The organism is Bradyrhizobium sp. HKCCYLS1011 (genome assembly GCF_051167795.1).
In the GTDB taxonomy this organism is placed as follows: Bacteria; Pseudomonadota; Alphaproteobacteria; order Rhizobiales; family Xanthobacteraceae; genus Bradyrhizobium.
In genome coordinates this window covers 640,166-651,661 of the sequence record NZ_JBNPTT010000003.1, presented here as the reverse complement: position 1 = coordinate 651,661, position 11,496 = coordinate 640,166, and the positions used below count along the sequence as shown (strand labels likewise).

At 64.6% G+C, this 11,496-nt stretch carries 8 protein-coding genes; 2 read left to right on the top strand and 6 right to left on the bottom strand.

What is annotated here, in order from left to right:
• Positions 1–124: 124 nt before the first annotated feature.
• Positions 125–550: a DUF1330 domain-containing protein gene (locus ACQR1W_RS11880; RefSeq protein WP_434850928.1), complete on the bottom strand. Its 426-nt coding sequence runs from the start codon at positions 548–550 to the stop codon at positions 125–127.
• A gap of 142 nt (positions 551–692) precedes the next feature.
• On the opposite strand from ACQR1W_RS11880, the gene ACQR1W_RS11875 reads away from it, so the two are divergent.
• Positions 693–2,915: a transglycosylase domain-containing protein gene (locus ACQR1W_RS11875; protein ID WP_434850927.1), complete on the top strand. Its 2,223-nt coding sequence runs from the start codon at positions 693–695 to the stop codon at positions 2,913–2,915.
• A gap of 19 nt (positions 2,916–2,934) precedes the next feature.
• On the opposite strand, the gene ACQR1W_RS11870 is transcribed toward ACQR1W_RS11875, so the two are convergent.
• From ACQR1W_RS11870 to ACQR1W_RS11850, 5 genes are all read right to left on the bottom strand, one after another.
• Positions 2,935–5,577, bottom strand: a complete 2,643-nt coding sequence (locus ACQR1W_RS11870) for an EAL domain-containing protein (RefSeq protein WP_434850926.1) — start codon at positions 5,575–5,577, stop codon at positions 2,935–2,937.
• A gap of 268 nt (positions 5,578–5,845) precedes the next feature.
• Entirely contained in the window at positions 5,846–6,685 is an 840-nt protein-coding gene (locus ACQR1W_RS11865; RefSeq protein WP_035982373.1) for a M48 family metallopeptidase, read from the bottom strand.
• A gap of 207 nt (positions 6,686–6,892) precedes the next feature.
• Entirely contained in the window at positions 6,893–8,221 is a 1,329-nt protein-coding gene (locus tag ACQR1W_RS11860) for a polyhydroxyalkanoate depolymerase (protein ID WP_008971124.1), read from the bottom strand.
• A 126-nt stretch (positions 8,222–8,347) separates the two neighbouring features.
• Positions 8,348–9,160 (bottom strand): ABC transporter permease, encoded by an 813-nt coding sequence (locus ACQR1W_RS11855; RefSeq protein WP_434850925.1) that lies wholly within the window; start codon positions 9,158–9,160, stop codon positions 8,348–8,350.
• Positions 9,157–9,951 carry an ABC transporter ATP-binding protein gene (locus tag ACQR1W_RS11850; RefSeq protein ID WP_434850924.1) on the bottom strand — a complete coding sequence of 265 codons (795 nt, stop codon included), beginning with the start codon at positions 9,949–9,951 and terminating at the stop codon, positions 9,157–9,159. The genes ACQR1W_RS11855 and ACQR1W_RS11850 overlap by 4 nt, the downstream gene beginning before the upstream one ends.
• Before the next feature lie 100 nt (positions 9,952–10,051).
• On the opposite strand from ACQR1W_RS11850, the gene ACQR1W_RS11845 reads away from it, so the two are divergent.
• Positions 10,052–11,413, top strand: coding sequence for an ActS/PrrB/RegB family redox-sensitive histidine kinase (locus tag ACQR1W_RS11845; protein ID WP_434850923.1), 1,362 nt, complete (start codon positions 10,052–10,054; stop codon positions 11,411–11,413).
• Positions 11,414–11,496: the final 83 nt, after the last annotated feature.

Below are 11,496 nucleotides of genomic sequence, written 5' to 3'. Positions count from 1 at the left end.
CTGGTCATCGGCGAGCCGCCGAGCCACCGTTCGCAACCACAACGTCCTGCGGTTATGGATCCCCGCGTTCGCGGGGATGACGACTGAGGCTTTGGCGCGAGCAGCGCCTCATTCGCCGGCAAGCCTACTCCGGAATCTCCCCGAACGTTTCGCCGATCGGCAGCACAGCGTGGCGGATCAGGCGCGAGTCTTCCACCGCGGCCTGGCGATGTTTCACTGCCTCGCGATAGACCGGATCGCGGATCATCTCGACGAAGGCGTCAACGGACGGATACTCCGCGATGAAGCAGTGATCCCAATATTCCTCGCGCGGGCCGATCAGCATCAGCTCGAACCGGCCCTGCCAGACGATGCGGCCGCCGAGCCGCTTGAACACCGGGCCGCTCTCGCGACCATAGGCGGCATAGGCCTCCGCGCCGCTCGCCTTGCGGCCGTCCGGGTACGCAGCTTCCTTGCGCAGCCGCACCAGGTTCAGCATGTGGATCGGGCCAGCGCGATCGCGCGCGCGAAATTCGGCAAAGACCTCCTTGGTCGGATCGATGTAACCCATCGGCGTTCCCTCGTTAACTTGGCCTTAACCATAACAGCGCGTGCATGTCGTGAAAGACCTAATTGCGCGTTAACCTCTTGCTAACCGGCCCTTAAACTCCGGCCATTAGCGTAATCACGGACGGTTGCGGGCGTATTGGCGTATGGCGGGACGGAACAAGAGCGGCGGGCGCAAGGAGCCGCTATTCGGCCTCGCGGCGGCCATGCACGACCTCCGTCTCGATGCCAAGGATCGCATACCCGCAGGCGAGGACGCGCCGAAGAAGGCGACCGCGAAGCGCAAGCCTGTCGTCGAGGAGGATGACGACGAGCCGCCACCGCGGGAGCCCAAGTCTCCGCCGAAGCCGCGCCCTGCCAAAGGCAACAAGTGCATGAGCAGATCGCGTGTCGGTTTGTCATTCGGGCGGATGCTCTACTGGGCACTGGTCTGCGGCCTGTGGGGCGTGATCGCGCTGGTCGGCGTCGTGGTCTGGGCCGGCGCGCACCTGCCGCCGATCCAATCGCTGGAGATCCCCAAGCGGCCACCGACCATCGAGATCACGGGCCTCGACGGTAGCGTGCTCGCGCAGCGCGGCGAGATGGCCGGTGCCAACGTCGCGCTCAAGGAGCTGCCGGCCTATCTGCCGAAGGCCTTCATCGCCATCGAAGACCGCCGCTTCTATCAGCATTTCGGCATCGACCCGATCGGCATCGCGCGCGCGGTGGTCGCCAACGTCCTGCATCGCGGCGTCTCGCAGGGCGGCTCGACCCTGACGCAACAGCTCGCCAAGAACCTGTTCCTGACCCAGGAGCGGACCCTGGCGCGCAAGCTGCAGGAGGCCGAACTCGCGCTGTGGCTGGAGCGCAAGCACTCCAAGAACGAGATTCTCGAGCTGTACCTGAATCGCGTTTATTTCGGCTCGGGCGCCTACGGCGTCGAAGCCGCCGCGCAACGCTATTTCGGCAAATCCGCGCGACACGTCACGCTCGGCGAGGCGGCGATGCTGGCAGGCCTGGTCAAATCGCCGTCGCGACTGGCGCCGAACCGCAACCCGGAAGGCGCCGAGAAGCGCGCCGAGACCGTGCTTGCGGCGATGGCGGACGCCGGCTTCATCACCGACGCCCAGGCGAAGGCCCAGATCGCGCATCCCTCGGTCACGGTGAAGCCGGCCGGCGCCGGCACGATCAACTACGTCGCCGACTGGATCGGCGAGGTGCTCGATGACCTCGTCGGCCAGATCGATCAGTCGATTGTGGTCGAAACCACCATCGATCCGAAGCTGCAGGCCACGGCCGAAGCCACTGTGATCGACGAGCTCGCCGCCAAGAGCGTGAAGTTCAATGTCAGCCAGGGCGCGCTGGTGGCGATGACGCCCGACGGCGCCGTGCGCGCCATGGTCGGCGGCCGGAACTATTCCGACAGCCAATATAATCGCGCCGTCACCGCCAAGCGCCAGCCCGGCTCGGCGTTCAAGCCGTTCGTCTATCTCACCGCGATCGAGCAGGGCCTGACCCCGGACACCGTCCGCCAGGATGCGCCGCTGGACCTGAAGGGCTGGAAGCCAGAAAACTACACCCGCGAATATTTCGGCTCCGTGACGCTGACGCAGGCGCTGGCGATGTCGCTGAACACGGTCGCGGTGCGCGTCGGCCTTGAGGTCGGGCCGAAGAACGTGGTGCGCACCGCGCACCGCCTCGGCATTGCTTCCAGGCTCGATCCCAACCCGTCGATCGCGCTCGGCACGTCCGAAGTCTCGATGCTCGAACTGGTCGGCGCCTATGCGCCGTTCGCCAATGGCGGCCTCAGCGTGGCCCCGCATGTCGTCACCCGGATCAAGACGCATGAGGGCAAGCTGCTCTATCTCCGCCAGGCCGATCCGCCCACCCAGGTGATCGAGCCGCGCAACGTCGCGATGATGAACCAGATGATGCAGGAGACCTTGATTTCCGGCACGGCGCGTAAGGCCGATATCCCGGGCTGGGTCGCAGCCGGCAAGACCGGCACCAGCCAGGATTTCCGCGACGCCTGGTTCATCGGCTACACCGCCCGGCTCGTCACCGGGGTCTGGCTCGGCAACGACGACAATTCTCCGACCAAGAAAGCAACCGGCGGCGGCTTGCCGGTCGAGGTGTGGACGCGTTTCATGCGCGCGGCGCATCAGGGCGTGCCGGTGGCGGCGCTGCCGAACACCCAAGGCTCCGGCCTGGTGCCGACGCTCGCGCAGATCACCTCACAGATCACGGCCCCGACCGCGCCTGCACCGGCGCCGGCGGCCAATTACGGCGGCAGCCGATCAGTCACCCCGACGCGCACGGCGGCGCGACCCGAAGCCGCCGCAGGCCTCGACGGCTGGCTGGTCGATCGGTTGTTCGGAGGACAGCGCTGAGAATGGCAGCGTAGCGCGATCAGGCCGCAGGCACAGAGCCGGCCTTGCGCGGCGTCAGGGCGTCGGACGGCTTGGACGACGGCGCCGCGAGCGCGCGGCCGATCTGCTTGAGCATCAGGCTGGCGCGACTGGCACTGTGTTCGAGCAGCCAACGCCCGAAACCGGTCGCGGGCAGCGGCCGCGCGTAGAGGAAGCCCTGCAGCGCGTCGCATCCGAGCTCATCCAGCAGATGGCGCTGCCCCTCGGTCTCGACGCCTTCGGCCACGACAGCGAGATTCATGCTCTGCCCGACCCGGACCACCGCGGTCACGATGGCGCGGGTGCCCGGATTGTCCTCGACATCGCGCATGAAGCTGCGATCGATCTTCAATTCGCTGATCGGCAGCTGTGCCAGCCGGCTGAGGCTCGAATAGCCGGTGCCGAAATCGTCCAGCGACAGCCCGACCCCCAGATTGCGCAGCTCGTTCATGGTCGCCACCACGGTGGCGCGCTCGTTCAAGAACACGCCCTCGGTGATCTCGAGCATCAGCCGCTTCGGCGGCAGGCCGAATTCGTTCAGGATCTGCGCCACGCGCGCGGCCAGATTGACGTTCTGGAAGTTGATCGGCGACAGATTGACCGAGACGCTCGGAATATCGAGCCCGGCCCGTTGCCATGCGGCCATCTGCCGGCAGGCTTCGCGCATCGACCACAGCCCGATCTGCTCGATCAGCCCGCATTCCTCGGCGAGCGGGATGAATTTCGCCGGCGATACGTCGCCGAGGACCTCGTCGTGCCAGCGCGCCAGCGCTTCCACACCGTGAATGGCCCCGTCCCGGCTCCGGATCTGCGGCTGGTAGTACAGCTTCAGCGCCTCGTTGGCGACCGCGTCGCGCAGCGCCGTGCTGTGCATCAAGCGCTGCTCGGCGATCTTGTCGAGATCGGCGCTGAAAAAGCGGTAGGTGGCGCGCCCGGCGCTCTTGGCCTTGTACATCGCGGCATCGGACTGCTTGATCAGCGTGTCGATGTCGGAGGCGTTGTCCGGGTAAAGGCTGAGCCCCATGCTCGCCGACATCGGCACCTGCCGGCTGCCGATCGTGAGCGGCACCGCCAGCGCCGCGGTGATGCGGGCGGCCATCAGGGAGGCCTCGATCGAATCCCGGTTCGGCAGCAGCACCAGGAACTCGTCGCCGCCGAGCCGCCCCAGCATGTCGCCGGGCCGCAGCTGCCCGCGCAGCCGCTTGGCGAAGGCGATCAGGAACTCGTCGCCGGCGGCGTGGCCGAGCGTGTCGTTGACGTCCTTGAAATTATCGGCGTCGAGATAGGCGACGGCAACATGCCCGCCCTCGGGACAGGCCTCGAGCGCCGTCGCGATCAGGGAGCGGATATGGGCCCGGTTCGGCAGGCCGGTCAGCATGTCGTAATAGGCCATGCGCGCGACCGCGGACATCGCCTCCTGCCGCTCGATCGCGAGCGCCCCGAGATGGACGCAGGCCTCCACGATCTGCTCATGCCATCGGCTCGGGCCGCGGCATTCCCGGAAGTAGAAGGCAAAGGTTCCGATGACCCGCCCGTCCTTGCCCTTGATCGGCGTCGACCAGCAGGCGCGCAAGCCCGCCGCCAGCGGACCCGCTTTATAAGGCTGCCAGCGCGGGTCGGCGTCGATATCCTCTGCCAGGACCGGCTCGCGGAGATAGGCTGCGGTCCCGCAGGATCCGACCTCAGGCCCGATCGGGATGCCGTCCAGCGCCGCAGAATAGTCCGCCGGCAGGCTGGGACCGCCGAGCGGATGGACCATCCCGTCCGCATCGACATGGAGGATCGAGCAGACGACGTCGGGTGCAAGCTCCTCCACGCGCCGGCAGAGCCGGTCGCAGATCTCGGCGATCGGGACGTTGTCGGCCAGTGCTGTCGTGATCAGCTGCTGCAGCGAGCGCAGCTGCTTGCTTTCGCTGATGTCGCTCAGCAGGCCGACCAGATATTTGACGGCGCCTCGCCGGTTCCGGTGCGCCTTGACATACGCGGTGACCCAGATCTCGCGGCCGCTCTTGTCGTAGACGAGGACCTCCTCCTCGCCGCCGCGGTCTTGCGCCAGCCAGAGCTTCAGCTTTTCGATCGCGTTGCGGTCGGTGCAGGGACCGACCATCAGCTCGTCGGCCCGGCGTCCGATCGCCTCTCCAGGCTGGTAGCCGAACATCTCCGCAAAGGCGGCGTTGGTGTAGATGATCTTCAGCTCGTGATCGGTCACCACCATCGCCCGGTTGGTCCGATCGGCGACGGAATGGAGCAGCGCGAGCCGGTCGCGCCGCTCGACTTCGGCCGTGACGTCCCGCGCAAACAGCGCGAGCCAGATCGTACCGTCGAGATTGAGCCGCGACAGCGTCAGACTGACGCAGATGCAGCTGCCGTCAGCCGGTCGGAGCTTGATCTCGACCGGCCGCGGCGAGCTCTCGCTGCGATCGGGCAGCGCATGATCTGCGCCGGCAGGGGCCCTGAAGATGGCATGATCGCGCGGGATGCCGAGACGGCTGACATCGGAACCGACGAGCGCGGCGCCGTCGGCACGGAACAGGCGCTCAGCAGCGGCGTTGGCGTGATGAACGCACAAATCCGAATCGAGAATGACCACAGCTTCGCTGGAGTGTTCGAGCGCGGCCAACAACACGTCGGCGGGTTCGGCCATGGGCTACTCGTCGGGGCGCATCAGGTTCCTGCGGAAACGCAGCTGCGCTGGGTTGGAGTCACGCCTCGTCACCTGGGCAAGGACCCATAAGTTCTGACAAGCTTCCTCTTACAACCGGTTAAAAACGGCGCCGCTTGTGATCGCGATCATGCTTAAAGGAATGCTACCCGCCCCGGGGCGGTGGCGCAGCTGCGCCGATGAAGACGCACCAAAAGAAAAGGTCCGGCAAAAGAAGAAAAGGTCCGGACCAGCCGGACCTTGTCATGTCTCAATCGTCGATCCCGTAGCGGTGGAGATCGTTGCCACAGGTGTCGAGCCATTTCTTGGCGCGCTCGACCGAGCCGCAGATCCGGCCGCAGACTTTCCAGAACCGCGGCGAGTGGTTCATCTCGACCAAATGCGCAACCTCATGCGCAGCGAGATAGTCGAGCACGAAGGGCGGCGCCAGGATCAGGCGCCAGGAGAAGGACAGCGAGCCGGCCGACGTACACGAGCCCCAGCGGCTCGACTGGTCGCGGATCGACAGCCGCTTCACCTTGACACCGAGCTGGTCGGCATAGGATTCGGCGGCCTTCTGCAGATCGCGCCGAGCCTCCCGCTTGAGGAAGTCATGCACGCGGCGTTCGATATGCTCGAGGCCTCCGGCAACGCAGAGCACCTTCTCGCCGCTGTCGCGCGTCTCGGTCCACACCGTGCCGCGCTCGCCAGCGCGATGCGCGATCCGGTGCGGCACGCCGCGCAGCGGCACGACCGTTCCAGGCAAGAACGGTGCGGCCTTCGGCAAACGACCGAGGCGTGCGGCAATCCACGCACCGTGACGCTGCGCGAAGTCCTTGGCTTCAGCGATCGTGCCGCGCGGCGGCATCGTGAGGATCGCTTCGCGGTCGGAAGGATGGATTCGCAACGTGTAACGGCGCGCCCTGCGGTGGCGGCGCAATCTGATCGAGTAGATTTGCGAGCCATGCTTGACGAGAAGACGCGAAGGTTCGGCGGGCCGCCGATAAAGGAGGGCGCGAGTGGCCATATCTGTCAGTCCGGGGAGTAAGAGTTCGCCCGGATTCTGCCATATCCGCCGCCAGGGAAATCGTTCGGCGCAAAAACAAATCATTTGCCCAACATACAGCGGTCCAGCGCCCGACGAACACCAGACCTTGGGCCTCGAAAGCAACTTTTTGAATGAATCTTTAATCAAAAGCATTGCTCAAGGAGTGACGCCATATTCACCCCTTGAGTCACTCATGGAATCCGGTTTCCCGGGGCAAATCAACGCCTTACCCAAACTCGGATTCGAGCAGGGACGCAGCACTCCAAGCGGCTATTCAGCAGCGAGCGCGAGCAGTGCTTTCGGATCTGCAGCCGACATCATGAAATCCGAGATGCGCGGCACGATTTCCGACTTGAATCGCGAACCGTTGAACACGCCGTAATGTCCGACACCGGGCTGCACGTAGTGAACACGGCGATGCGCCGGGATCGAGGTGCAGAGTCTGTGTGTCGCTTCGGTCTGTCCGAGACCGGAAATGTCGTCTTTCTCCCCTTCCACCGTCATCAAAGCCACGCGCGTGATCTTGGATGGGTCGACCGGATTGCCGCGATGGGTCATTTCCCCCTTCGGCAGGGCGTGCTTGATGAACACCGTCTCGACTGTCTGCAAATAATATTCCGCAGCCAGATCCATCACCGCGAGATATTCGTCGTAAAAGTCGCGGTGCTTGTCGACCTGATCGCCGTCGCCCTTCACCAGATTGGCGAACAGCGCCTTGTGCGCATCGACATGGCGATCGAGGTTCATGCTGATGAACCCGTTGAGCTGCAGGAAGCCCGGATAGACGTCGCGCATCACGCCGGGATGCGGGAACGGCACCTTGGTGATGACGTGATTGCGGAACCAGTCGATGCCGCGCTGAACGGCGAGCTGGTTGACCGCGGTCGGATTGCGGCGCGTGTCGATCGGTCCGCCCATCAAGGTCATCGACAGCGGCACGAACGGGTCGCGCTCGGCTTCCATGACCGAGATGGCCGCCAGCACCGGCACGGCCGGCTGGCACACCGCCACGACGTGCATGTTCGTCCCGAGCACGTGAAGCATCTCGATGACGTAATCGATGTAGTCGTCAAGATCGAAGCGGCCTTCCGCGAGCGGCACCATGCGCGCATCGGCCCAATCGGTGATATAGACCTCGTGCGTCGGCAGAAACGCCTCGACCGTTCCGCGCAACAGGGTCGCGTAATGGCCGGACATCGGCGCTACGATCAGAAGCCGCGGCTGCGGAGCGCGCAGGGGCCGGGTCAGCTTGCGGTCGAAATAGAGCAGCCGGCAGAACGGCTTTTCCCAGACATTGTGGATCTCGACCGGGGTTCTGACACCGTTGACCTCGGTCTCGTCGAGCCCCCATTCAGGCTTTCCATAACGGCGCGTGGTGCGCTCGAACAGTTCGCAGGCCGCCGCGATCGACTTGCCGGCCTGTGTGTGGGTCCACGGATTGAGCGGATTTTGAAACAGGATCTTGGTGGCGTCCGTGACCGCCCGCGCCGGATTGAGCGAGGCGTGCGCCATTTCGTACATCCAGTACATCGGAGTCGTCAGGACGGGACTGCCTTCCGACGCCAGGGGCGGTGCGCCGCCAAACTCACCTATCGGCATGCTTTTTCGAACCTCTCTGCAACGCAATATATAGTGCCGAATGCGTAATAAAGCGTCAATCCGCTGTTGCACTAGCTAACGCATTCAAGAGCCAAAACTCACCGGAAATTCACGGGGAAATGTGGATTATTCCCCGCTGCTCAACAGCGCCCCGGCGCGCCGGGCGCTCCGCAAAAGAGCAATGAATGCTGCAAATGACGCCAATAGCAGGGCGGCATTGAGCGCCAGCGCGGTGAGCATCAGGTCGACACGGAAAACCTGGTTGATCAGAAGCGCACGCATCCCTTCGAATACATAGGTGGGCGGCAAGGTCCAGGACACCGATTGCAGCCATCCGGGCAGCACGCTGACCGGATAGTAGACGCAAGCCAGTGGCATCAACGCGAACATCAAGGTCCAGACAATGCTCTCGGCGCCGAGACCATTGCGCAGCACCAGGCCCGACACGAAGATGCCGACTGCCCACGAGGTGAAGATCAGGTTACAGAAGAAGGCGATCAGCGGCAGGCCAAGGCTGTAGAAATTGAACTGGAAGAACGCGATGGCGAGCAGCGTCATCGGGATCACGCCGATCGCCAGCCGGATCACGCTCATGACCATCAGCGCGAGCAGGAACTCGATCGGCTTCAAGGGACTCATCATCAGGTTGCCGAGATTGCGCGACCACATCTCCTCCAAAAACGAGATGGAGAAGCCGAGCTGGCCTCGAAACAGGATGTCCCAGAGGATCACCGCGCCGATCAAGGTGCCGCCGGCGCGGGCAAAGAAGCCGGCATTGCTGGCGATATAGGTCTGCAGGAATCCCCAGGTGATGATCTGCAATGTCGGCCAGTAGATCAGCTCCAGCAGCCGCGGCCAGGACGACAGCAAGAGATACCAGTAGCGCAGGATCATCGCGCCGATCCGGTGCGGCGCGATGGCTAGGGAGAAATCGTTCATGGCACGGCCTCCCGATCGCGGCCGCGCGCGACGTCGAGGAACACCTCTTCGAGCGTGCTCCGGTTGTATCGCGCCATGATCTGCGCCGGGCTGTCGTCATCCTCGATGCGGCCGCGCTTCATGATGATGACGCGGTCGCAGAGCCGCTCCACCTCAAGCATGTTGTGGGAGGCGAGCAGGATGGTCGCGCCGCGCCGTCGGCGATAGCGCTCGAGATGGCCGCGCACCCAGTCGGCGGTATCGGGATCGAGCGAGGCCGTCGGCTCGTCCAACAGCAGGAGCTCGGGATCGTTGATCAGGGCCTTGGCCAGCGCAACGCGCGTCTTCTGCCCCGCCGACAGCTTGCCCGAGGCGTGATCGAGGAAATCGTTAAGGTCAAGGTCGGACGCCAGCTGCGCGATACGGTCTTTGAGGCCTCCGACGGCATAAAGGCGCCCGAAGATCGTGAGATTTTGTCGCACCGTCAGCCGCATCGGCATATCGACATAGGGGCTTTCGAAATTCATCCGCCCCAGTACCTCATCGCTCTGCTCCGGCATCGGATGTCCAAGCACCTCGACTTGCCCTGAGGTCGGCAGCACCAGCCCCATGATCGTGGCAATCGTCGTGGTCTTGCCCGCACCATTGCCGCCGAGCAGGCCGGTGATGCTGCCGTGGCCGATGCGAAACGAGATGTCGTCGACCGCGCGGGTCGCTTTGTAGATCTTTGTCAGATGCGTGACCGCGATAGCCGCCGAGACATGCGGCCCCTGCGCGGCCGCGCGGGGCAAGGCTGCGTCATCATGTGTCATGGGCCTCGTTCATTGGGCCATTGCGCTGCGAAGCGCAACAGGCGAAGCAGGTGAACGGGCCGATTTGTCGCCGCCCCCAGGCGACACTAAGTTGCTGGTCATGACCGACACGCTGATCACCGACACGCCGGACACCGAGCTTCGCGACCCGCGGCGGCGGGTCCGACTCGACACCATTCTGCGGCTGCGCTGGCTCGCCGCACTGGGGCAATTGACGGCGATCTTCGTGGTCGTCCAGGGCCTGGAATTCGACCTGCCGGTGGTGCCGTGCCTTGCCGTTATCAGCGTTTCGGCGCTGGTCAATCTCGCGCTGCAGATCGCGTTCAACCCGATGCAGCTGCTGGAACCGCGCCATGCCGGCGGCCTGCTCGCGCTGAACATCGTCGAGCTCGCAACATTGCTCTATCTGACCGGCGGGCTGGATAACCCATTCTCGTTCATGTTCCTGGTGCCGGTGCTCATATCGGCCACCGCGCTGCCGGTCCGGCTCACCGTGATGCTCGGGCTGCTCGCGGTCGCCTGCGCCACCCTGCTGCTGTTCTTCCATATGCCGTTGCCCTGGGATGGCGAAGAGCCGCTGGATTTCCCGCCGATCTATATCTTCGGCGTCTGGCTCTCGATTGCGCTCGCGATCGGCGTCACCAGCCTCTATTCGTTTCAGGTCACAGAGGAGGCGCGCAAGCTTTCGGACGCGCTCGCGGCCACCGAGCTCGTGCTGGCGCGCGAGCAGCACCTGACCCAGCTCGACGGACTTGCGGCGGCTGCGGCACATGAGCTCGGCACGCCGCTTGCCACCATCGTCTTGATCTCGCGCGAGCTCGAGCGGGCGCTGCAGGACAACGGACAGGTGTCAGGTGACATCAAGACGTTGCGCGAGCAGGCGCAGCGCTGCCGCGACATTCTCGGCAAGATCACTCAGCTCTCATCAACCGGCTCGATGTTCGACCGCATGAAGCTCTCGACCCTGATCGAGGAGACGGTGGCGCCGCACCGGGATTTCGGCGTCGATATCAAGGTGCGCATCGCTCTCGCCGCGGCCAAGGAGCCGGTCGGGACGCGCAATCCCGCGATCCTCTATGGCGTCGGCAACATCCTGGAAAACGCAGTGGACTTCGCCCGCGATGCGGTCGAGGTCAATGCCTGGTGGAACAATGAGACGGTGGAGATCGCGATCTCCGACGACGGTCCGGGCTTCGCACCCGACATCCTGAAGCGGATCGGTGAACCCTATCTGTCGCGGCGCCGCGGAAACGACGACTCCCAAGGAGGCGGCCTGGGCCTGGGCGTCTTCATCGCCCGGACGCTGCTCGAACGCACCGGCGCCAAGGTCTCGTTTACCAATCGGCCATTTCCCGACCACGGCGCGGTCGTGCAGATCGTCTGGCCGCGGCAACGCTTCGAGGCGGTCGAGGAAAGCGAGACCGGCGACCGGCACGGCGCCGACCTGACCGGAAGTAGTTGATACCACACACGAAAATGACGCGGCGTCACGCCGCACCACCTGCCGTCTTGGCAGATGACGGCCATAACGCCATATGTGAGGTA

Coding starts and splice junctions, on each gene's coding strand:
- ACQR1W_RS11880 (WP_434850928.1), bottom strand. CDS start 550: ATGGGTTACATCGATCCGACCAAGGAGGTCTTTGCCGAATTTCGCGCG.
- ACQR1W_RS11875 (WP_434850927.1), top strand. CDS start 693: ATGGCGGGACGGAACAAGAGCGGCGGGCGCAAGGAGCCGCTATTCGGC.
- ACQR1W_RS11870 (WP_434850926.1), bottom strand. CDS start 5,577: ATGGCCGAACCCGCCGACGTGTTGTTGGCCGCGCTCGAACACTCCAGC.
- ACQR1W_RS11865 (WP_035982373.1), bottom strand. CDS start 6,685: ATGATTTGTTTTTGCGCCGAACGATTTCCCTGGCGGCGGATATGGCAG.
- ACQR1W_RS11860 (WP_008971124.1), bottom strand. CDS start 8,221: ATGCCGATAGGTGAGTTTGGCGGCGCACCGCCCCTGGCGTCGGAAGGC.
- ACQR1W_RS11855 (WP_434850925.1), bottom strand. CDS start 9,160: ATGAACGATTTCTCCCTAGCCATCGCGCCGCACCGGATCGGCGCGATG.
- ACQR1W_RS11850 (WP_434850924.1), bottom strand. CDS start 9,951: ATGACACATGATGACGCAGCCTTGCCCCGCGCGGCCGCGCAGGGGCCG.
- ACQR1W_RS11845 (WP_434850923.1), top strand. CDS start 10,052: ATGACCGACACGCTGATCACCGACACGCCGGACACCGAGCTTCGCGAC.